A 21,216-nucleotide genomic window follows, 5' to 3' on the forward strand; every position below is an offset into this window, starting at 1 on the left:
CGGAGTCGGTCGTCACAGTGGACTTGCGCTGTGAGCCGGTTCACCACTGTAATGACATCGAGTGCAGAATGTCACCCCTCCGGGAGGAAGAATGACGCGCAGTCGCGGGAAACCGTCCGCTCGGATAGGTCGACGCCCGTCCACCTCGAAGGAGGAACTCGCCGCGATCGGCATCGAGCTGTTCATGGAGGCGGGCTTCGACGAGACGAGCATCGACGACATCGCCGAGGCGGCCGACATCGCGCGACGCACCTTCTTCCGCTACTTCCCGTCGAAGAACGAGGTGGCCTGGGGGAACTTCGACGAACACCTCGCCGGCATGCGCACGAGCCTCGAATCGATCCCCGAGGACGTTCCGCTCTCGGAAGCGCTGACCACCGCGCTGCACGACTTCAACACCTTCCCCGACAGCGAGGCCGAACGACACCGCGCGCGGATGGGGCTCATCCTGCACACGCCCGCGCTGCAGGGCTATTCGTCGGTGATGTACCAGGGCTGGAGACGTGTCGTCGCCGAGTTCGTCGCCCGTCGCACCGGGGCCGATCCCGACGATCACATCCCCCGTACCGTCGGTTATCTGTTGCTCGGTGTCGCGATCTCCGCCTACGAGGCGTGGCTCGACGAACCCGGATCGGATCTGCACGAATTCCTGTCCACCGGGATGGGGACACTGACGGCCGGTCTCGACTACAGTGACCCGCACTCCGCTTCCACGCCGCCCCCTTCCACACCCCCGAAAAAGGTTGCGAAACAATGACCCTGCTCGATTCGCTCGCCCCCTGCAGCCCGGGCCGGTGGACACACGACCATGTGACGGTCGAGCGCGTACCCGCCGGACCGTTGAACGTCCGGCGCGACGACGACCGGCTCCACGTCACGCATTCCCTCACGGCCGAGCAGATCAGCGAGCGCCTCGTCGCCGAGGTGACCGCCTCGATCCGGGACGCCGAGTTCGGTCAGGACGAATTCGAACTGACGATGGTGGGGCTCGTCCGCTCCACGGTGCCCGGCGCCCTCGCCTCGTGGGTCACCTACTACCGCAACTCGCTCGGCGAACTGCTCGACGGTACAGCCGATTTCGCGCCCATCCACGACCGCGCGGCCGAACTCGTGCGCGGGAGCGTGCTCGACCTGGGATCGTGCTTCGGCTTTTTGCCGCTGCGGCTCGCCGCGTCCGGCACCGCCGTCACCGCCACCGACATCCTGCCCGGCACGATGCGTCTGCTCGATGCGGTCGCACCTCGACTCGGACTGCACGTGAACACACTCGTGTGCGATGCGGCGAACGTCCCGGTTCCCGACGGCAGCGCCGACACCGTCACCGCGATCCACCTCCTCGAGCACGTCGACGACATCATCGGTGCCACGATCCTCGCGGAGGCGTCGCGGATCGCCCGGGAGCGGGTGGTGGTCGCGGTGCCGTTCGAGGACGAGGCGACGGCCTGCCACGGGCACGTGCGCACCTTCGACCTGCCTGCGCTCGAGGAACTCGGGCGCAGCACGGGGCGTCCCTTCGAGGTGTTCGAACACCACGGCGGGTGGCTCGTCATCGACTGATCCGTCCGGCCCACCTTCCTGCCCGGCCCTCCGCTTCCCACCCCGCTTCGTCGAGGCGGACCGCTACTGCACCTGATCGTGTGCACCGGCGCAGTGTCGGTACTCGTACCGTTGCACTCGCCTGCCCCGACCGGATGCTGACGCGGTGTGGACGTCGGGGCCGTACTCGCCCGGGCAGACGTGGTCGACCAGCACGTGCTCGCGGTCGTACTCACCCCCGCGCAGCGGCCTGTACGGGATTCCGGGTTCCGACGACAAGCCCGCAAGACGATCGTGGAGACGACGCTCCTCGCGCAGGAAGGTCTCCCCGTCGAGCCGGTCGGCACTCGCGACGAGATGGGGCCGCAGTACCCGCATCCCGGTGTAGAAGCCCGTGCCGTGCAGGAGCGGCCACAGCACGTGATCGATCGATCCGCTGATCCCGCGCGGTCCGAATGCTGCGGCCCGATCACCTGCCGTGACGACGGCGAGCATCGTCCTGCCGGACAGTCCCCCGTCGCCGTACTTGCGCACGTGCCCGTGCTCGTCGCGGACACCGAACGCGAAGCCGTTGGTGAACACGCGGTCGAACCATCCCTTCAGGATCGCCGGCATGCCGTACCACCACAACGGGAACGACACCACGAGGTGGTCGGCGGCACGCAGCGCGTCCTGTTCGCGTCGGATATCGTCGGTGAGGAGCCCGGTGGCCGTGGCGTTCTTCTGCCGCTCCGACAACGTCCTCCCCGGCGCCGCACCGAAGTCGGCGTCGGAGAGCACCGGATTCCAGTTCATCGCGTAGAGATCCGAGATCGCGACGTGCGTGCCCGACTCGCGCAGTCGTGCCGCCCCCGAACGGACGAGGGCGTGCCCCAGCGAGGCGTCGTCCGGATGGGCGTGCACCCACAGAACCCTGCCGTTGTCTGCACTGCCGTTGTCTGCACTGTTCTTCTCGGCCATGTCTCCATAGTCTGGGTACGGGAACACTATGGGAAGTACGCACTTTGCGATCACATACGGACCGAGAGGTAACCATCGGCGATGACCAGGGATTTCCGATGAGGAGGAAGTTTCGATGACACGGAAGGCCGTGGAGACCGCGATGCAGGTGTGCCCGGTGGAGATCGCCGTGGCGGTTCTCGGGGGCGCGTGGAAGCTCACCATCGTCAAGAACCTGATCGACGGGCCCTGCCGGTTCGGCGAACTGGGCCGACGGGTCGGTCCCGTCAGCGCGCGGGTTCTCACCCGGCAGCTCCGTGAACTGGAGGCCGACGGGATCGTGTCGCGCACGGTCTTCGCCGAGGTACCGCCGCGGGTGGAGTACGAACTGACCGAGCTCGGCCGGACCCTCGAGCCGGCCGTCGCGTGGCTCGACGACTGGGGTGCGACCTACAGCAGCAGGCTCACCCAGCGCAACTGAGTGCCGGAAGGGCCAGGTGTCAGATCAGCCCCTGTTTGCTCGCGGCGTAGACCGCCTCGGCACGGCGGCTCACTCCGAGCTTGCGCATGATGTTGCTGACGTGGAACTTCACGGTGGTGGCCGAGATGAACAGCTGCTCACCGATCTTCACGTTCGACATGCCGGCGGCGAGGAGCTTCAGCACCTCGAGTTCGCGGCCGGTCAGCTGTTCGGCGGGCGCACCCTGACCGTTGAGCGAACGCACGACCGCCGCCGCGCTGCGCGAGTCGAAGGCGCTCTCACCGCGGGAGACGGCCCGGATGGCGCGCACCAGTTCGGTGGTGTCGACGTCCTTGACGACGTAACCGCGTGCGCCGGCGTGGACCGCCCGCACGACGAGCTGTTCGTCGAGGAAGGTGGTGAGCACGAGCAGACCGATGCCCGGATGCGCCGAGGACAACCGTCCGCACAATCCCAGTCCCTCGAAGTCCGATCCGGCCGAGAGCTTGAGATCGAGCAGCACGATGTCGGGGCGCATGCGGTCGACGAGCGCGAGAGCTTCCGCGTCCGTCGAGGCCTCCCCCACAACTTCGAGATCCGGTTCGCGGTCGAGGATCGAGCGGAGTCCCTGGCGGAGGATCGCGTGGTCGTCGACGAGCGCGATGCGCACCGTGCCGGGCCGCGCCCGTGGGGTCGCCTGCGGCGGTGTGACGGTCATGACGGTTCTCCCACCTGTTGAGCTACAGCATTGTCCTGCAACGGGATCCGGGCAGCGATCCGCACACCGCCGAGCCGGGAACGACGCACCTCGAGCGTGCCGCCGAGTTCGCGGGCACGAGCCTGCATGTTCGCGAGACCGCGATGGCTCCCGTCGAGATCGTTGGCGGCGAGTCGCAGCATCACCCGCAGACGGGCGGGGTCGCCGTCACCGTCGTCGGCAACCGACAGCAGGACCGCGTCGCGTCCGTAACTGAGCCGCAACACCACACGACTCGCGTTGGCGTGCACGGCCGCGTTGAACAGCGCCTCGCCGGCGATTCTGAGCAGGGCGTGCTCGGCCTCGCCGCTCAGCTCGACCGGTGTGCCGCCCGTCCTCGTCCTGACCTCGAGTTCGCCCGGCATGTGGGCCACGCTGAGCTGTTCGAGCATCTCCGGCAACGACATCCGTTCGGAATCGGACGGCCGGTTCAGCGCATAGATCGCCGATCGCAACTGCTCGACGGCACCGCGGGTGAGTTCCTTGGCGAGGTCGAGTCGTTCGCCGCGTTCGGCGTCGGGGATGTCGCTGCGGCACACCTCGATCTGCATGCCCGCCGAGAGCACGGCCTGGGTGACGCTGTCGTGGAGTTCGCGTGCGATGCGGTGGCGTTCCTCGTCGAGCGCCTGGTTCCGGTGGGCGACGCCCAGTTGTCGCTGCGTGACGGCGAGTTTCTTCAGGGTCGCTTCGAGTTCCTCGTTGCGTGCCTGCAGGTCGGCAGCGGCGCGGTTCGCTTCGCGGTAGGCCTGTTCGGCGCGTTCGAGCAGGAGTTGCCCGCGCTGGTAGAGCGCGGAGTTCTGCAGCGCGACCGCGGTCTGGCTGGCCAGGATCGACAGGACGGCGCGGTCGGTGGTGTCGAGGACGCGGTGGTCCGGCGTCCACGCGGCGATGGCGCCGGCGACTCCCCCGTCGAGGACGATGGGCACGAACGCATGGTGCTTCTCGACCAGCTCGCGTCGTTCGACGGCACCGGTGCGCACGGCGTCGAGCAGGGCCACGACCTCGTCGGGAAGGGGCGGCCCCTCGACGTTGTCGACGAGGAAGGGGGTGGCGTCGGGACCGAGCACGAGCCTGCGCGGCCCGGCATCGGGCAGGACACCGTCGGCGAGCGCGAAGGCCACCCACGTCGCGCTCAGGTGCGCGCGGGCGGCTTCGGCGACGGCGCAGATGAGCGTCTCCGGCCCCTCGACCGTGCGCACCAGCGCCCGGGAGATCAACTCGAGTGCGTGGACGACGCGTTCGAGTCGTTCGGCGGCACCGCGGTACTGCGGATAGAAGGTCGACTTCCCGGAGCGGAGTCCGGTCAGTGCCGACAGGTCGGGAGCACTCACAGCGCCGTCCGGAACAACTCGATCATCTGGTCGCGGGTCGCGGTGCGCGGATTCGTCGACATGCACGCGTCGCGCAGGGCTCCCTCGGCGAGTCGCGGCAGGTCCTCCTCGCGCACACCGAGTTGGCGCAGCCCGCGCGGCACACCCACCTGACGAGCGAGAGCGTCGATGCGCGCCGCAACGGCCTCGACGGCCTCGGGCGCGGGACCGCGCGCCTCCTCCAGACCGAGGGTCGCGGCGACCTGGACGAACGGCTCGGGATCGTCGGCGCCGTTGAACCGGATGACGTGCGGCAGCAGCACCCCGTTGATGACCCCGTGCGGCAGATCGAGCAGACCGCCGACCTGATGGCTCATCGCGTGGGCGGCGCCGAGGATGGCGTTGGTGAACGCGAGTCCGGCCTCGAGACTCGCCTGCGCCATGGTGGCGCGAGCGGGCATGTAGGTCGGGTCGTCGATCGTGCGCACGAGCGTGCCGGTGACCATGCCGACCGCGCGCAGCGCGTGATGGTCGGTGAGGGGGTTGTGGGCGCGGGAGACGAAGGCCTCGATGCCGTGCGTGAGGGCGTCGAGTCCGGTGGCGGCGTTGAGGTCGGCGGGCATGGTGGTGAGCAACCGCGGATCGATCACCGTGAGGTCGGGGACGAGCGACCGGCCGATGATGGTGATCTTGCTGCCGCGCGCGGTGTCGGTGACCACGCAGAACTGGGAGACGTCGGCTCCCGTCCCGGACGTCGACGGCACCATGACCATCGGCGGGATGGGCAGCGGCGCGCGGTCGACACCTTCGTAGTCGAGGATGTTGCCGCCGTTGGCGGCCAGGATCGCGACGCCCTTCGCGGCGTCGATCACCGAGCCACCGCCCAGCGCGACGAGGACGTCGCAGCCCCGCAACCGGTACAGCTCGTGACCGGCGGCGACCTCGTGGTCCTTCGGATTGGGGGTGAGCCCGGCCCACACCGTGGCTTCGACGCCCTGGTCGCGCAGATGCCCGAGGAGTTCGTCGACCCAACCGGCCTCGATCAGTCCCGGATCGGTGACGAGCATCGGGCGGACACCGCCGAGCCGGACGGCGGCATGGGCCGCTTCGACGAGTGAGCCCTCCCCGAAGACGATCTCGGGTGCATGGAACTTGACGAGGGCCGGCCCCGAAGCGGGGTGGTCGTCCCGAGGGGTCGCGGAAGCGCGGGGATGGGTCGTGTTCTGGTGTCCCGGCATGACGACGGCCACTGTTCACTCCTGACGATCCGCGCACCTGTGTGATCCAGCTTACGGTGCACGGGTTGTCGGGCGGGGCGGGCACGGGGCGCACCGGACCGATGGCGAGGGTCGGCACCTATCCGACAGGGTAGGTCACGGGTGTGGGTCGGCGCTCGACGGATCTCCGCTACGGCCTGCGCCGATACGTCGCCGGCCCCGTGCCGATCCGTCGACAAGCCTGCCCCGGTCGGTCACTGCCCGCCGGTATCGCCCATCACGGCACCCTCGCGGCGGGGGTCGGCGCCACCGACCCATCCCTCCCCCTGGCGCAGCAGCGCGCTCAGCCCACTGGACTGCGGGGCGACGGACACCTCGTGGCCCATGTCGCGGAGCTGCTGCACGAGCGGATCGTTCGCTCCGTCGTCGGCGCCGTCGATCGCCGGGTGTTCGCCGCCGACCCCGGTGACGGGGGTGTTCGCGGCACCGAACGACACGGCCGAGACGGCCTGCTGCGGGTCGAGTCCCCAGTCGAGGGTGTTCACGAGTGTCTTGACGACGAACTGGATGATCACCGAACCGCCCGGCGACCCGACCACCATCCGGATGTCGCCGCGACCGCCGTCGGGTGTGCGTTCGAAGACGAGCGTCGGGGCCATCGAGCTGCGCGGCCGCTTGCCGGGTTCGACGCGGTTGGCGACGGGCAGTCCCTCGTCGTCGACCGGTTCGGCCGAGAAATCCGTGAGCTGGTTGTTGAGCAGGAAGCCGTCGGTCATGTGGAACGAGCCGAAGGCCGACTCGATCGTGGTCGTCATCGACGCGACGTTGCCGTAGCTGTCCGCGACCGAGATGTGGCTGGTGCCGTGCTCGGGGCTCTGCGGCGGCATGCCGAGCGGGACCGGACCGAAGTCGCCGGGCTGCGCCTCGCCCATGCTCTTGCCGGGGTCGATCAGTCCTGCACGCTCGGACAGGTAGTCCGGGTTCACCAGGGTCTCGAGCGAGCCGCCCGGCAGGGGGACGAAATCGGCATCGGCGACGTACTTGTCGCGATCGGCGTAGGCGAGTCGTTCGGCCTCGGAGATCAGGTGCACCGCGTCCGCGTCGGGGACGCCGCCGTCGGCGTCGACATCACCCGGCGGCAGCGACGCGAGGTCGAAGTTGTCGAGGATGCCGAGCGTCGCGGCGACCGCCATGCCACCCGAGGACGGGTTGGGCATGCCGCAGATCTCGTACTCGCGGTAGGGAGTGCACAGCGGCTGCCGTTCCTTCGCCTCGTAGGCGGCGAGATCCTCGAGGGTCATGGTTCCGGGTGTACGCCCGCCGGAATCGGTGCCGGTGGACTCGACGATGCCGGCCGCGATGTCACCGGTGTAGAAGACGTCGGCACCGTCGGTGGCGATCGCCGAGAGTGTCTTGGCCATGGCCGGATTCGTGAGGGTCTCACCCGCGGCCTTGGGTGAGCCGTCGGCCTGCAGGAAGTAGGCGCGGGCCTCGTCGTCGACGGCGAGCTGCTCGGCGGAATCGGCGATCGACTGCGCCAGACGGTCGCTGATCACGATGCCCTGATCGGCGAGATCGATGGCGGGGCGGAACAACTCGTTCCAGGCGGCGTTCCCGTGCTCCGCGTGGACGGTTTCGAGCATCCGCACGACGCCGGGCACACCGATCGAGCGGCCGCTCGCACGCGCGTCGGGGCGGGGTTCGGTGCGGTCGGTGTCGCTGATCCAGCGCAGGTAGTTCTCGGTCGCGGACATCGGTGCCGTCTCGCGGCCGTCGTATGCCTTCACCTCACCGGACTCGGCGTCGTAGTACACCAGGAACGCTCCGCCACCGATACCCGACGACTGGGGTTCGACGAGACCGAGGACCATCTGGGCGGCGACGAGCGCGTCGGCCGCGGTCCCGCCGTCGCGCAGGACCTCGCATGCCGCTTCGGTGGAGACGGGATTGGCCGTCGACACGGCGAAGGAGGAGGTGGTCACCGCGGTCATGCCGGTGCGGTAACCGGTCGCGATCTCGGGGTTCGTGGAGATGTCGCGATCCCCGGTCTCCGCCGGCTGCGTGTCGGTGATCGGGGTGCCGTTCGGTTCTGCGGTGCAGGTCGCGGCTGCCGCGGTCTCCTGCACGTCGGCCGCGCCGTCGGATTCCGTATCGCGCGACGCGGACGTGCACGCGCCGAGGAGGGCGATCGAGACGGTCGCGGCGAAGGCCGCGCGGACACCGGGCCGGACTCTCGATGGCAGGACCATTCACCGACCGTAACCGGGCGCGTGAGTGGCCGTAGGGAATTCGACAGCGTTCCGCTCGCGTCCGCGCGACGGACCCCTTGACACGGCCCTCGGCCGGGGCGCATCCTTTATTCAACCGGATGGTTGATAAACCGGAAGGTTCACAAAGCGGAGGCGATCGTGTACGACGACGAGACGGACGACACCGCACTCGACCTGGCGTTCACCGCACTGGCCGATCCGGTCCGCCGCTGCATCGTCGCCCGGCTCAGCCGGGGCCCGGCCACGGTCACCGAACTCGCGGAACCCTTCGAGATCACCACGCAGGCGATCTCGAAACACATTCGGGTGCTCGAACACGCCGGTCTCGTCACGCGCACGCGCGACGCCCAGCGCCGGCCCGTCCACCTGAACCCCGCACGGCTGGAGATGCTGACCTCCTGGATCGACCGCTACCGGTTGGTGAAGGAGCAGCAGTTCCGCGGTCTCGACGCCGTGCTGACCCGGGAAGCGGCCCCCGATCGTCCACGGGGTGCGTAGCCCACCCCGATCCTCACAGCGTGCGTAGCCCACCCCGATCCTCACAGCGTGCATGGCAGCGCACCCCGATCTCCGGAGGACCACCATGAGCAGCAATGCAGTCACCCTCTCGATCCCCGAGGGCGTCCCCTTCATCGACTACGAGCGGGAGTTCGACTTCCCCCTCGAGGACGTCTTCCGCGCCCACAAGGATCCCGATCTCGTCGCGCAGTGGCTCGGCCCGCGCGGCATGGAGATGAAGATCGAGGAGTACGACCTCCGCACCGGCGGTTCGTACCGCTACGAACACTCCGACGACGGCGGCAGCTACCGCTTCGCGGGTGTCTTCCACACCGTCCGCGAGAACGAACTCATCGTCCAGACCTTCGAATTCCTCGGGTTCCCGGACGTGGTGAGCCTCGAGACGCTCACCTTCGTCGATCTCGGGAACGGCCGCTGCAAGCTGGTCGGCCATGCTGTGTACCCGAGCCAGGAGGCCCGCGACGGCATGGCGGAATCGGGCATGGAGACCGGCCTGACCGAGGGCTTCGAACGACTCGAGGAACTGCTGACCGGGTCCGCGACGCGGTGAGCGCCGTTCACCGCAGGGCGTGGCCGAGTTCGGCGGCGCGCGCGAGCAGTTGCGCGCCGTCGCGGGCGACGACCACCTCGTCGCACAGTTCGGCGTAATCGGGCATCGCGCAGGTCGCCTGCGGCCAGTACCGCTCGGGCTCGGGCGTGATCCACGCGAGGCGGTGCACGCGACGACGGAGTTCCTCGAGCCGATCGATACGCGGGGGCAGACCGTTGCAGCGCCCGTCCCCCACGACCAGCACCGACGTCCGGCCGTCGATCGATCCGGAATGTTCGGTGAGCAGTTCGTCGAACATCCTGCCGTAGTCGCTGCTCGCTTCGAGATCGACTGCGGGATGGGCGAGTACGGCCGCCAGTGCACCGTCGCCGTCGGCGGCGAGCAACTGTGTCGTCACGTCCACCGGACGATCGACGAACGCGACCACCCGGCACCGGTGCGCCCGTCCGTGCATCGCCTGGGCGAGCCGGAGTGTGAACGCGGTGATCGGACGGACCGACAGCGAGACGTCGGCGAGGACGAGCAGCCGCACCCGGTCGGGGCGGGGCGCGCGGACGACGAGCCGGAACGGCACCCCGTCGGTCCGCATCCCCGCTCGGGCGGTCCTACGCATGTCGAGCCGCCCGCGGGTCCGCTCACGCGGATGGGGCCGGACCGGTCCGCGCATGCGACGCAGCACCTCGTGGCACGCGAGTTCGATCTCGGCGCGATCGATGCCGGCGGTGTCGTGCGATTCGGGTGCCTCGACACCTTCGGTCCCCGGCGCCACGGCGGCGAGCGAAGCCACGAACGCCTCGACCGCATCCACGAGACGCGCGAGCTGGGATGCGGAGAGAGGTTCGTCGAGGACCTCTCCCCCGTAGGTGCGGTGCGGGTCGTAGGCGTCGAGCCACGCGAGAATCGACGCCGGGTCGTCCCACGACAACGATCCGACGACCGCGGCCCCCGGTTCACCGGACAGATCACCCACCGTCGTGGTCGCCGCATTCTCGACGTCGACGGTGTAGGTGACGCCGCGACGGCCCGAGTCCGCATCCGTGTCCACCGACAGATCGGCGTCGGACGACGTCATCGACACATCGTCGTCGTCCTTGTGCGGGTTGAAACCCTTGCGGGCCTCCGGAGTGTCGAAGTGGTCGCCGACCTCGGCTGCGCGTTCGTTGTACTCGGCGTAGCGCGCGACGCTCGGGTCGTCGCCGATCTCGAGTGCCGCCGGCAGGGACTCGGCGAACTGCGCGCGGGCGGGACCGCCGCCGCTCGTGGCGACGGCGGCGTCGACCGCACCGAACAACTCGTCGAAGGCGCGCTCGAAGCCGGCCCTCTCGTGCGGGTACTTGGCGCACACCGCCCGCAGGCACGCGCGCAGCGAATCCCGCTCGCGGGCGGGGACCATGTCGAGCACCCGGCGCACCTCGATGCTCTCGGCGGGTGACGCCGCGACACCGTGGCGTCGCAGGAGCATGCCGAACACCGCCGCCACCACGTCGAGCACGTAGCGGGGGCGACGCTCGTCGAGCGCGGTCACCCGTCCCACTCGGGCTGCGTGCATCGCGGGGTCACCCCCGGAGTCCGCTGCCCGCGGCGTCGCGACCGCCACCACCGCGTCCCCGGAAGGCTGCGGTCGTGGTGTTCGCCGGGCGCGATGCGACCGTCACGCGTTCACGCGACGGAACAGGTTCGGGTGCACTCGCTTCGGACGCGCTCGGTTCGGACACCGCGGTTGCCGGTGCTGCACCGCCGAGCCGGGTCTTCGCGAGGTCGACGTCACCCGTGTACTTGAGCAGCGTCGCCAGCAGCACGTCGCGCATGCCGCCCAGCGAATCCGGGTCGTCGGCGTCGTGCCCCATCACCGTCGCCGCGCGCGCGGCGTCGATGACCTCCGAGATCGAAGGGCTCTTGCGCAGCGGCAGATCGCGCAGGGTCCGGGACAGGTCGACGATCTGGTGGGCCGTTCCCGGGCGCACGTCCGGGACCCGCGCGGTGACGATCTCGCGTTCACGTTCGGGTGTCGGGTACCCGACGTGGTAGTGCAGGCAGCGCCGCTTGAGCGCGGGTGACAACTCGCGAGTGTCGTTGGAGGTCAGGATCACCCAGGGTATGGACCGGGCCGTGAACGTGCCGACCTCGGGGATCGTCACCTGCCGCTCGGCGAGCACCTCGAGCAGCAGAGCCTCCATGGACTCCTCGGTGCGGTCCACCTCGTCGACGAGCAGGACCACCGGCTCTTCCGAGAGCACGGCCTCGAGTAGCGGCCGGACCGAGAGGAATGCCTCCGAGTACAGACCGAAGTCCTGCTGCGCGAGGAACTTCGACGCGTCCGCGAGTTCGGCGTGACCGGCGAGCAGTTCGCCGATGCGGTCGCGCAGCATCTGCACGTGCAGCAGCTGTTTGGCGTAGTCCCACTCGTACAGGGCGCGACTGTCGTCGAGCCCTTCGTAGCACTGCAGTCGCACCAGTTTCCGGCCGCCGACGGCGGCGAGCGCCTTGGCCAGTTCGGTCTTGCCGACCCCGGCGGGGCCTTCGAGCAGCAGAGGCCGCTCGAGTGCGGTGGCGAGGTGCACGACGGTCGCGAACTCGTCGTCGGCGATGTAGTCGTGCCGGCGCAGCGCATCCTTCAACTCGGCGCCCGAGGCGAACGGGGTCATCCGGGGTCTCCTTGTCTGGCGTGGTCGCAGCGGAGCAGGGCGCTCCCGGGGCGCAGGGGACGCCCCGGGAGCGCGGGTTCTCAGTAGGACCGGTTGATGCAGTGGTCGACGACCGGGATCATCGAGTCGACCGTGACCTCACGGGGGTTGCCCGGGGTGCACCAGTCGTCCTGGATGTGCTCGGAGATGGCGCGCACGGTCTTCTCGTCGCCGCGGATCGTGTCGCCGCGACCCGCGTACTTCTTGGTGTTCATCTGGTTCTTCTCGTACGAGTCGGTGCGCACCTGCCCGAAGTTGTCGGGGATGCCGACGTCCTTCGCGAGACGGATCGCCGCTTCGACCGCTGCGTCGGCGGCCTGGACGGTCGTCATGTTGCGGGTGTCCACGCCCATCGCGGTGGCGATGCGGGCGTAGTGCTCGTAGCGGGAGGGCAGGTTGTACTCCCACACGCGCGGCAGAGCGATGGCGTTGTTGAGACCGTGGTGGCTGTCGAAGAAGGCGGAGACGGCGTGCGAGATGGAGTGCACGATGCCGAGGCCGCCGGAGTTGAAGGCCTGCGCGGCGATGTACTGGGCGTTCATCATGCCTTCGCGGGCCTTGAGGTTGCGCGGTTCGAAGACCGCCTCGCGCAGGTGCTTCGAGACGAGTTCGATCGAGTACAGGGCGTTGCCGAGCGACGGGGCGAAGTCCAGCCGGGAGACGTACGGCTCCGAGCCGTGGGCGAGGACGTCGAAGCCGCAGTAGGCGGTGAAGTGCTGGGGGCAGCTGTAGTAGAGCAGCGGGTCGTCGATCGCGAGGGTGACGATCGTGGCCTCGTCGAATCCGACCCACTTGTGCGGGTGGTCCATGTCGGAGGTGTCGGTGATGACGTATGCCCAGGACGTCTCGGAGCCGGTGCCGGCGGTCGTGGAGACGGCGATGTGCGGCGGGTTCTCCTTGTTGGTGGACTTCGCGAAGCCTTCGAACTCGTTGATGTTGCGGCCGTCGTGGGCGATCACGACGCGTGCGCCCTTGGCGGCGTCGTGGCTCGATCCGCCACCGACGGAGATGATCGAGTCGCACTTCTCCTTCTGGTAGAGCGCCGCGGCCTCCATGACGTTGTAGTCCTTGGGGTTGGACTCGACCTTGTCGTAGAGGACGACCTCGACGCCCTGGTACTCGATCTTGCCGATGAGCTCCTCGATGATCCCCGATCCGCGCAGGCCGGTGGTCATCAGCAGGGCACGCTTGAAACCGAGGTTCTTCGCCTCGACACCGAGGATGTCGTGGGCGCCGACACCCATCAGCGCGCGGGGGAAGGGGTGGAATTCCTTGATCGGGAAGTCCCAGATCTGATTGAGCTCGATTGCCATGGTGTATCTCCTCGCAGAGGGGGTGTACCGGATCGGGAGTGTGATGTGGACCTCATCCGCGATTCACCATCGACCAGAGCTGCGAGGCGTGAAAGGCACAGCGGCCGAAACCGTCCGGTCGCCGTGGGGTCACCACCCGTTCGGGTAGGGCACCTCCCGCTGACCGGGTGGGTTCCGCACCCGCCCGAGCAGTGCCGGTACCGTTTTCCTCATCCCATGCGCGCTGGTAACCTTAATTAGAACACGTTCTAGATTCGGTCGTGCGCGGCCATCTTTGCAGGAGAGGACGAGACCCACCCATGACGACTGTCGAGGTGCCCCACGGCTCACGCTCGGTGATCCTCACCGTGTCCGCCGTCGTCGAGGAGACCGCCGACACGCGGTCGATCGTGTTCGCCGTCCCGGACGAGCTGCGCGACAAATTCGCCTACCGACCCGGCCAGTTCCTCACCCTGCGCATCCCGAGCGACCGGACGGGCTCGGTGGCCCGCTGCTACTCGCTCGCGAGCTCCCCGTTCACCGACGACGCCCCCAAGGTCACCGTCAAGCGCACCGCCGACGGCTACGGATCCAACTGGCTGTGCGACAACATCGCGGCCGGACAGACCCTCGAGGTGCTGCCTCCCGCGGGTGTCTTCACCCCGAAGTCGCTCGACCACGACTTCCTGCTGTTCGGTGCCGGCAGCGGCATCACCCCGGTGATCTCGATCCTCAAGTCCGCGCTCACCCAGGGCGGCGGCAAGGTGGTGCTGGTCTATGCCAACCGCGACGAGAAGTCCGTCATCTTCGCCGAGGAGCTGCGCGCTCTTGCGGAGAAGTACCCGACGCGCCTGACCGTCGTGCACTGGCTCGAGTCCGTCCAGGGTCTGCCCACCGCCGACCAGCTGGCGACGATCGCAGCGCCCTACGAGTCGTACGAGGCGTTCATGTGCGGCCCCGGCCCGTTCATGGACACGGTCCACCAGGCACTGAACACCGTGGGCATGCCCCGCGCCCGCGTGCACGCCGAGGTCTTCAACTCGCTATCGGGCGACCCGTTCGCCGACCAGGCACCTGTCGAGGTCAGCGACGAGGACGCCGCCGACGCCGCGACCGTCGAGGTCGAACTCGACGGCGAGGTCCACAAGCTCTCGTGGCCGCGCAAGCAGACCCTTGTCGACATCATGCTCGCGAAGGGCATCGACGTGCCGTACTCGTGCCAGGAGGGCGAATGCGGGTCGTGCGCGTGCACCGTGCTCGAGGGCAAGGTCGAGATGGAGAACTGCGACGTGCTCGATCCCGAGGACATCGAGGCGGGTTACATCCTCGGTTGCCAGGCGCGGCCGGTGACCGACCACCTCAAGATCGAGTTCTGAGCCGGCGGGCTCACGCCCCGCTGCTCACACCCTCTGCGGAAGTGCCCGGCGCCTACGAGCGTGCGGGCACGGGCACTTCCCGCATCCCGGCGGAGTCGGGCTTCGGCTTGCGCACGAGCACGCCGACCCCGGCCACGAGCGCCAGCACGGCCACGACCACGCCGTAGCCGACGGCGGTGGACATCAGGCCGAACGATCCGGCCGCCACCCCGGCGGCCATCGCGGGCACCGAGAACGCGAAGTAGCAGACGACGAAGGTCGTCGCGAAGATCCGGCCGCGCTCATGAGGTCGGCCGAGCGAGCCGACCACGCCCATGGCCGCGACGAAGGTCGAGCCCCAGCCGAAGCCGGCGACGGCGGTACCCGCGTAGTACACCGCGACCCATCCGGTGAGGAGCGCGGTGATCACCGCGGCCAGACCCGTCGCGAGCAGCACGGCCCCGAGCACCACGATGCGATGCGGGTCGCGGCGGGAGGTGGTGGTCGCCGCGACGGTGCCCGCCGTGAACAGCGTGCCGATCGCCAGACCCGCGGCGAGCCGGTTGTCGATACCGAACACCGAGTCGACGATCGACGGCCCCAGCGACATGTACAGCCCGCCGAGCGCCCACGCCGACATCAGGCTGGGCAGGATGAGCAGATAGCGGCCCCGGACCTCACGGGGCACGGACGCGCTCGGCACCAGGCTCCGCAGGGCATCGCGTCGTGTCGGGAAACCCACCGACGGCGACGTCTCCGGCACGAAGATCAGCGCGATCGCCAGTACGACGGCGAGAACCGCGACGACCGCATAACTCAGGACCGTCGGGAACGGCGCGAACTGCACGAGCACGCCTGCTCCCGCCGCACCGAGTGCGAGGCCGAGCGACGGCGCAGCCGTGTTGATCAGCGGACCGATGTGTCTGTTCGGCTGCATCTCGATCACGGCGGCGGCCAGCGCACTCGTCGCTGCACCCACTGCGAGACCCTGCAGGATCCGGGCGACGATCAACCACCCCACGCCCGGTGAAGCGATGAAGACGACCATGCTCGCCGCGAGCAGCAGCAGAGCGGTCACGATCACGGGTCTGCGCCCGACGTGGTCGGACAGCGACCCCACCGTCACGAGCGCCGCGAGCAGCGCGAGCACGTAGACCGCGAACACCACCGTGAGCATCGCCGCGGAGAATCCCCACATCTGCTGGTAGACGGGATACAGCGGTGACGGTGCCGACGACGACGCGGTGAGGGTGAAAGCTCCCAGGCCGACCACGGCGAAACCGAACGAGCGGATACGGCCGCGGGGCTGTACGGGAGCAGTCATCGAACCTCCAGAAGGTGATCGGCGCGTTCCATGCAGGAAACGAACGGCGTGTTCCACGCGGAAACGAACGATGCGCCCCCGCGCGAATTGGTGAACACCCCTTCACCAACATACTTCGCTCGACGAAGTATTCCTCCGGCCACCCACCCGGCGGCTCGGACACTCAGAGAGAGGTGGCGTCCTCGACGTCCGCGTCGCGCATGTCGCCGGGCGCCGCGAGCAGGGCACGACCGGCGGCGAAGACCGTCGCTGCCGGCGGCAACTCTCCGGGCACACCGCTGCGGAAGACCTCGACACGACCCGAGCCCGAGGCGGGTCGCCCGAGCGCATCGATGCGGCGCAGCGTCTGCCGTGCGACGGCCTCGGCGCTGTCGAACAGGCGCACCCCGGCCGGCAGATGTTCGGTGATGGTGTCCGCGACCAGCGGGTAGTGGGTGCAGCCGAGAACCACACCCTGCACGTCCCGAGGGGTGCGCTCGGCCGCGGAGGCGACCGCTGCGGCGACGGCCACCCGATCACCCGCATCGATGGCATCGGCGAGTCCGTGGCACGCCACACCGACGACCTCGGACCCGTTCGCGAACTGTTCGATCAGATTCGCCTGGTACCTGCTCGCGGTGGTCGCCGCGGTGGCCCAGATCGCCACGGAGTCGCACGCCGCGGCCGCGGGCTTGACCGCGGGAACCGTGCCCACCACGGGCACCGACGGGCCGAGATCGGCCCGTACGTGTTCGAGGGCGGTCACCGATGCGGTGTTGCACGGGAGCACGACCACCTCGGCGCCGCGGTCGACGGCGCGGCGGGCGGTGGTGACGACCCGGTCGATCACCCAGTCCGGTGACTTCGGCCCCCACGGGGCGCCGTCGGGATCCGTCGACAACATGAGGTCGAGATCGGGACGCAACCGTCGCAGCCACGCGGACGTCGGCAACAGCCCGAGACCCGAGTCGATGAGCGCAACGATCACCCTACGAATCTAGCGGGTCGCGCACCGCCGACCCGAGTGCGGTCGGCGCGACGCGCAGCCCACTCCCCTATACCGCTGCCGCGAGCAGCTCGTCGATCGGGGCGCCCGCGGCGATCTTCGCGCGCGACTTCATGACTAGCGCGGGCAGGCCGCCGCCCACGGCACCGACGAGCCTGCCGTCGCGCTCGTAGTACGCGAGGAACTTGCGGCCGTCGTCGCGCACGACGTGCACCGTGTCGTCGGCCGTGACCGCACCGAGGCCCTGGATCTTGATGTCGTACTGGTCGCTCCAGAAGTAGGGCACCTGCGCGGCCGCCCCGGCCTCGACACCCATGATGGTTCTGGCGAGGACGGATGCCTGCTCACCGGCGTTCGTCCAGTGCTCGATGCGCCGGCGGCCACCGGCCGGCACCTGCCAGGACGCGACGTCGCCGACCGCCCACACGTGCGGGGTGGAGGTGCGGCCCGTGCCGTCGCACACGACTCCGTTCTCGACCTCGACACCCGAACCCTCGAGCCACTCGGTGGCCGGGATCGAACCGATGCCGAGGACCACGAGATCGATCTCGATCTCGCTGCCGTCGCCGAGGACCGCGGAGGTCACACGCTCGTCGCCGCGGATCTCCGACAGACCGACGCCGGCGCGCACGTCGACACCCTCGGCGGTGTGCAGCCGCGTGACGAGAGCACCGACCTCGGCACCGAGCACCGACGCGAGCGGGGTGGGCTGCGGTTCGACCAGCACGACCTCGACCTCGCGCGACCGCAGGCTCGCCGCGACCTCGCATCCGATGAATCCGGCGCCGACCACCAGTGCGCGGGCACCCGGCACGATCGCCTCGCGCAGCGCGCGGCTGTCCTCGAGCGACCGCAGGACATGGACTCCCGCCAGATCCGGCAGACCGGGGATGCGGCGGGGCCGCAGACCCGTGGCGACGACGAGTTCGTCGTAGCCGAGTTCGGTGCCGTCCGTGAGGGTGAGGGTGCGCGCTGCGGTGTCGACCGAACGGGCCGCCGCACCGAGCTTCAGCTCGATGCGGTTCTCCTCGAAGAATTCGCTCGGGCGGAGGGTCGTGTCGTCGCGGTCGCCGCGCAGGACCTCCTTCGACAGGGGCGGGCGGTCGTAGGGCAGGTGCGTCTCGTCGCCGACGAGCACAAGTTCGCCCTCGTATCCGGCCCGGCGCAACTCCTCGGCGGTACGCACCGCCGCCAGACCGGCGCCCACGACGACGACGCGCTCCGGCGTACTCTCGGTCTCCCGCTCGTTCGACACCCTCGGCCCATCCTTCGCTTCGTCTGTGACACGAATGCTCGTGCCGCGCGTCAGTGATGTATCCCACCCTGCGTCCCACGTTCTTACCAAACAGCGACGGCGGGCGACAGACCTACGTCGGCCGTTAGAGTTCGAGGCACCGTGAGGACAATGGGATCGAGCACGGAACACGACCGGTACACCTACCTGGGAGCCCTCATGACCAGCGACAGCGGCGCAGGTATCAGCCGCATACAGTTCGGCACCGGAACCTCCTCCGGACCCGCCGGCCCGCAGGGCCGCACGATCATCGCGGACGCGGTGGTGGCCAAGATCGCGGGGCTCGCGACCCGCGAGATCAGCGGCGTCATCGAGGTGGGCGCCGGCACCGCCCGCGTCGTGGGCGCACTGCGCGACCGCATCCCCGGTGCGCGCATCAACCACGGACAGGGTGTCGCCGTCGAGGTCGGTGAACGCCAGGCCGCGATCGACATCGGCATCGTCGCCGAATACGGCGTCGCGCTGCACGAACTCGCCGTCGCCATCCGGCACAACGTCATCGCCGCGGTCGAGCGCATGACGGGACTCGAGGTCACCGAGGTCAACATCACGGTCTTCGACGTCATGCTCCACGAAGAGGCCGCAGCCCTCACCGACGACGCCAAACCCCGCGTGCAGTGAACCCCGGATCCGCAGCGCAGGCGAGCACGGCCGACCTGGTCGCGGACGCCGCGCTGTCCGTTCCCGGCGTCGTGGGTCTGCACCGCGGCGCCTTCGGTGAGGTCGCCACCTACCTGCCCGGGCGACGGGTCGAAGGTGTGCGGCTGACCGATCGGCTCTGCGCGGTGCACATCGTCGTGCGGATCCCCGCCGATCTCCAGGCCGTCGCCGACGCCGTCCGCGTCCGGGTGTCCCCGCTGGTGGACGTGCCCGTGCAGGTGACGATCGAAGACGTCCACGCCGGTGAACGAGAAGGAGCCCCATCGTGAACCACACACCCGTCAGCAACACCGTCGTCGGACTCCTCGCGGGGCTGCTGCTGGCCCTCGCCGGCATCATCGGCGGCTTCAGCGGTCTGCTGTTCGCCGTGCTGCTCGGCGCGCTCGGTGCCGCGATCGGCGCCCACCGCGACGGCCACCTCGACCTCGGCGCCCTGCTGAGGAGTCGGGGCCGTGGCTGACCCCACCGCACCCGACGTCGGGACCTCCGACGACACCGCACTCGACACCGGGGGCGTTCCCCCGGGCGAACGCGGCAGCCTCGTGATCAAGGACCGCGCGATCGAACGTATCGCCGCGGCCGCCGCGCTCGGCGTCCCCGGTGTGGTGCGGCACAGCGGAGGGGGCATCCTGCGCCTCACCGGCCGCGACCTGCCCCGGGCCGACGTCTCCACCGGAGCGATGGCCGTCGCGGTGAATCTCTACATCGCCGCCGAATGGCCGTACGACGCGGCGATGCTCACCCGCCGCGTCCACGATGCGGTCGAACGCCAACTGCACGACCTGACCGGCATGCGGATCAGCGAACTCAACGTGCTCATCGTCGCGACCGCGCTCGTCGAGGACGGTGAGACCGCCGAGGCGCAGCCACCCGTCGAGTACCTGGAATCCGACATCGTCGCGGCACGGACCACCCCGGACCCCGACATCCCCACCGTCGCTCCCCTGCCACCGCTGGCGCCGCCCGCGGCCGCACCCGCCGCCGCGATCGTCGCGATCGCGGCGCTCGCCCTGTCGTTCGTCGCCGCGCGGGAACTGCTCATCGTCAACGGGACCTACGGCGGTGCCCCGTGGCTGCGCAACTCCTTCGAGTGGTTCGGCCGCCTGCACTGGCACACCTGGCTCGCACCCATCGCGGGGGTGTGCCTCGTCCTCGGGATCGTCCTGATCGTCGTCTCGCTCAAACCGCGTCGCCGGACGCATGTCCCGCTGCAGGTCGCGGGGCCGGTGCCCACGGTGTGGATGCGGCGCACCGACGTCGCACGCATGTGCAGCGCCCACGCGTCCGCGCTCACCGGCGTGCGCACGGCCCGCACGGTCGTCGACCGTCGCCGCGCCGTGGTGCGTATCTCGATCGAGGACGAGACACCGATCGACGAGATCACCGCCTCCGTGCGCGGCGCGGTCGCCCCGAACCTCGCGGCGCTCGCCGACCCCGTCGAACTCGTGGTGGAGGTGGCGCGGTGAAACTCCGTACCGTGCTGGCGAATCGGCTCGTCACCTTCCTGACGGGCCTCGCGCTCGCCGGCGTCGGCGCATTCGCCCTCGCGTGGGTGTGGCAGGTTCCCGTCGCCCGCGAACAGCTCTCGCGTCTCGACCGTCCCCGTGTGACCGACGTGCCGGACCAGTCGTGGTGGACGCCGGCCCTGTGGTCGGTCTTCGCAGGCGGACTCGTGCTCGGCATCGCGCTGCTCGCGGTCAACCTGTCTCGCCGGCGCACCTCGACCGTGCAACTCTACGACCAGGTCACCGATGCCACCCTCGGTATCGAGCTCGGTCCTGTCGCCGACGGTGTGGCAGCGGAACTCGCCGCCCTGCCGGGCGTGCGGGCCGTGCGCGGACGGGCCGTAGTCGAACGCCACCTGCCGACGCTCTCCGTGGTGGTGCACGCCGACCCGACCATCGATGTCACCGAACTGACGGAGGCCGCCGAGGACGCCGCCCAGCGGGTCGCGCGGGCTCTCGGCGGGGCGCATGTAGCGACGCAGGTCCTGGTGCATCTCGACCCGGCCGTGGACGTCCACTGACCTCGGCCGGCACGGGGGCCGGAGCCCACCCACCCCTT

At 69.5% G+C, this 21,216-nt stretch carries 22 protein-coding genes; 11 read left to right on the forward strand and 11 right to left on the reverse strand.

Going from position 1 to position 21,216, the window contains the following annotated elements; all coding sequences use genetic code 11:
- Positions 1–91 precede the first annotated feature (91 nt).
- Complete coding sequence (gene mftR / locus U9J23_RS17470) at positions 92–757, forward strand: mycofactocin system transcriptional regulator (RefSeq protein ID WP_085470291.1); 666 nt, start codon at positions 92–94, stop codon at positions 755–757.
- Positions 754–1,557, forward strand: a complete 804-nt coding sequence (gene mftM, locus U9J23_RS17475; RefSeq protein ID WP_085470292.1) for a mycofactocin oligosaccharide methyltransferase MftM — start codon at positions 754–756, stop codon at positions 1,555–1,557. Before mftR ends, mftM begins: the two co-directional genes overlap by 4 nt.
- 63 nt (positions 1,558–1,620) lie before the next feature.
- Here mftM and U9J23_RS17480 read toward each other — a convergent pair whose 3' ends face one another.
- Positions 1,621–2,496, reverse strand: coding sequence for an NAD(P)H-dependent oxidoreductase (locus tag U9J23_RS17480; protein ID WP_272268527.1), 876 nt, complete (start codon positions 2,494–2,496; stop codon positions 1,621–1,623).
- Positions 2,497–2,611: 115 nt separating this feature from the next.
- Here U9J23_RS17480 and U9J23_RS17485 point away from each other — a divergent pair, with 115 nt between their 5' ends.
- Entirely contained in the window at positions 2,612–2,956 is a 345-nt protein-coding gene (locus U9J23_RS17485) for a winged helix-turn-helix transcriptional regulator (RefSeq protein ID WP_085470294.1), read from the forward strand.
- A gap of 19 nt (positions 2,957–2,975) precedes the next feature.
- On the opposite strand, the gene U9J23_RS17490 is transcribed toward U9J23_RS17485, so the two are convergent.
- The 4 genes from U9J23_RS17490 to ggt form a co-directional block, all read right to left on the reverse strand.
- Positions 2,976–3,653 carry a MadR family response regulator transcription factor gene (locus U9J23_RS17490; protein WP_016690913.1) on the reverse strand — a complete coding sequence of 226 codons (678 nt, stop codon included), beginning with the start codon at positions 3,651–3,653 and terminating at the stop codon, positions 2,976–2,978.
- Positions 3,650–5,023 (reverse strand): MadS family sensor histidine kinase, encoded by a 1,374-nt coding sequence (locus U9J23_RS17495; RefSeq protein WP_085470295.1) that lies wholly within the window; start codon positions 5,021–5,023, stop codon positions 3,650–3,652. Before U9J23_RS17495 ends, U9J23_RS17490 begins: the two co-directional genes overlap by 4 nt.
- Positions 5,020–6,252 carry an iron-containing alcohol dehydrogenase gene (locus U9J23_RS17500; RefSeq protein WP_085470296.1) on the reverse strand — a complete coding sequence of 411 codons (1,233 nt, stop codon included), beginning with the start codon at positions 6,250–6,252 and terminating at the stop codon, positions 5,020–5,022. The genes U9J23_RS17495 and U9J23_RS17500 overlap by 4 nt, the downstream gene beginning before the upstream one ends.
- A 221-nt stretch (positions 6,253–6,473) precedes the next feature.
- The gene (gene ggt / locus U9J23_RS17505) at positions 6,474–8,468 is read right to left on the reverse strand and encodes a gamma-glutamyltransferase (protein WP_194699643.1); all 1,995 of its coding nucleotides are present in this window, start codon (positions 8,466–8,468) and stop codon (positions 6,474–6,476) included.
- Between the two features lie 159 nt (positions 8,469–8,627).
- On the opposite strand from ggt, the gene U9J23_RS17510 reads away from it, so the two are divergent.
- Both U9J23_RS17510 and U9J23_RS17515 read left to right on the forward strand, forming a co-directional pair.
- Positions 8,628–8,987, forward strand: coding sequence for an ArsR/SmtB family transcription factor (locus U9J23_RS17510; protein ID WP_085470298.1), 360 nt, complete (start codon positions 8,628–8,630; stop codon positions 8,985–8,987).
- A gap of 85 nt (positions 8,988–9,072) precedes the next feature.
- Positions 9,073–9,558 (forward strand): SRPBCC family protein, encoded by a 486-nt coding sequence (locus U9J23_RS17515; RefSeq protein WP_085470322.1) that lies wholly within the window; start codon positions 9,073–9,075, stop codon positions 9,556–9,558.
- 7 nt (positions 9,559–9,565) lie between these two features.
- On the opposite strand, the gene madC is transcribed toward U9J23_RS17515, so the two are convergent.
- The 3 genes from madC to mdo all read right to left on the reverse strand — a co-directional run bounded on the left by madC (position 9,566) and on the right by mdo (position 13,555).
- Positions 9,566–11,107: a MadC family VWA domain-containing protein gene (madC, locus tag U9J23_RS17520; protein WP_085470323.1), complete on the reverse strand. Its 1,542-nt coding sequence runs from the start codon at positions 11,105–11,107 to the stop codon at positions 9,566–9,568.
- A 7-nt stretch (positions 11,108–11,114) separates the two neighbouring features.
- On the reverse strand, positions 11,115–12,203 hold the full coding sequence (locus U9J23_RS17525) for a MadB family AAA-type ATPase (RefSeq protein ID WP_085470299.1): 1,089 nt from the start codon (positions 12,201–12,203) through the stop codon (positions 11,115–11,117).
- An 80-nt stretch (positions 12,204–12,283) separates the two neighbouring features.
- Positions 12,284–13,555 (reverse strand): NDMA-dependent methanol dehydrogenase, encoded by a 1,272-nt coding sequence (gene mdo, locus U9J23_RS17530; RefSeq protein WP_085470300.1) that lies wholly within the window; start codon positions 13,553–13,555, stop codon positions 12,284–12,286.
- A gap of 299 nt (positions 13,556–13,854) precedes the next feature.
- Between mdo and U9J23_RS17535 the strand changes: the two genes are divergently transcribed.
- Entirely contained in the window at positions 13,855–14,910 is a 1,056-nt protein-coding gene (locus U9J23_RS17535; protein ID WP_085470301.1) for a ferredoxin--NADP reductase, read from the forward strand.
- 52 nt (positions 14,911–14,962) lie between these two features.
- Here the strand turns inward: U9J23_RS17535 and U9J23_RS17540 are convergent, their stop codons facing one another.
- From U9J23_RS17540 to U9J23_RS17550, 3 genes are all read right to left on the reverse strand, one after another.
- A complete protein-coding gene (locus tag U9J23_RS17540) occupies positions 14,963–16,213 on the reverse strand; it encodes an MFS transporter (protein WP_085470302.1) in 1,251 nt (416 codons plus the stop codon).
- A 163-nt stretch (positions 16,214–16,376) separates the two neighbouring features.
- A complete protein-coding gene (locus U9J23_RS17545; RefSeq protein WP_085470303.1) occupies positions 16,377–17,180 on the reverse strand; it encodes a glutamate racemase in 804 nt (267 codons plus the stop codon).
- A gap of 67 nt (positions 17,181–17,247) precedes the next feature.
- Positions 17,248–18,453: an NAD(P)/FAD-dependent oxidoreductase gene (locus U9J23_RS17550; protein WP_059383285.1), complete on the reverse strand. Its 1,206-nt coding sequence runs from the start codon at positions 18,451–18,453 to the stop codon at positions 17,248–17,250.
- Between the two features lie 198 nt (positions 18,454–18,651).
- On the opposite strand from U9J23_RS17550, the gene U9J23_RS17555 reads away from it, so the two are divergent.
- Genes U9J23_RS17555 through U9J23_RS17575 form a run of 5 tightly spaced genes read left to right on the forward strand, consistent with a single transcriptional unit; the run spans position 18,652 to position 21,178 of the window.
- Complete coding sequence (locus U9J23_RS17555; RefSeq protein WP_085470324.1) at positions 18,652–19,113, forward strand: Asp23/Gls24 family envelope stress response protein; 462 nt, start codon at positions 18,652–18,654, stop codon at positions 19,111–19,113.
- Positions 19,110–19,421 (forward strand): hypothetical protein, encoded by a 312-nt coding sequence (locus tag U9J23_RS17560; protein WP_085470304.1) that lies wholly within the window; start codon positions 19,110–19,112, stop codon positions 19,419–19,421. The genes U9J23_RS17555 and U9J23_RS17560 overlap by 4 nt, the downstream gene beginning before the upstream one ends.
- Positions 19,418–19,612 carry a hypothetical protein gene (locus tag U9J23_RS17565; RefSeq protein ID WP_006552248.1) on the forward strand — a complete coding sequence of 65 codons (195 nt, stop codon included), beginning with the start codon at positions 19,418–19,420 and terminating at the stop codon, positions 19,610–19,612. The genes U9J23_RS17560 and U9J23_RS17565 overlap by 4 nt, the downstream gene beginning before the upstream one ends.
- Positions 19,605–20,618 (forward strand): DUF6286 domain-containing Asp23/Gls24 family envelope stress response protein, encoded by a 1,014-nt coding sequence (locus U9J23_RS17570; RefSeq protein ID WP_085470306.1) that lies wholly within the window; start codon positions 19,605–19,607, stop codon positions 20,616–20,618. Before U9J23_RS17565 ends, U9J23_RS17570 begins: the two co-directional genes overlap by 8 nt.
- On the forward strand, positions 20,615–21,178 hold the full coding sequence (locus U9J23_RS17575; protein WP_085470307.1) for a hypothetical protein: 564 nt from the start codon (positions 20,615–20,617) through the stop codon (positions 21,176–21,178). The genes U9J23_RS17570 and U9J23_RS17575 overlap by 4 nt, the downstream gene beginning before the upstream one ends.
- The last annotated feature ends 38 nt before the right edge of the window (positions 21,179–21,216 follow it).

The organism is Rhodococcus sp. PD04, assembly GCF_035918275.1.
GTDB lineage: Bacteria > Actinomycetota > Actinomycetes > Mycobacteriales > Mycobacteriaceae > Rhodococcus > Rhodococcus rhodochrous.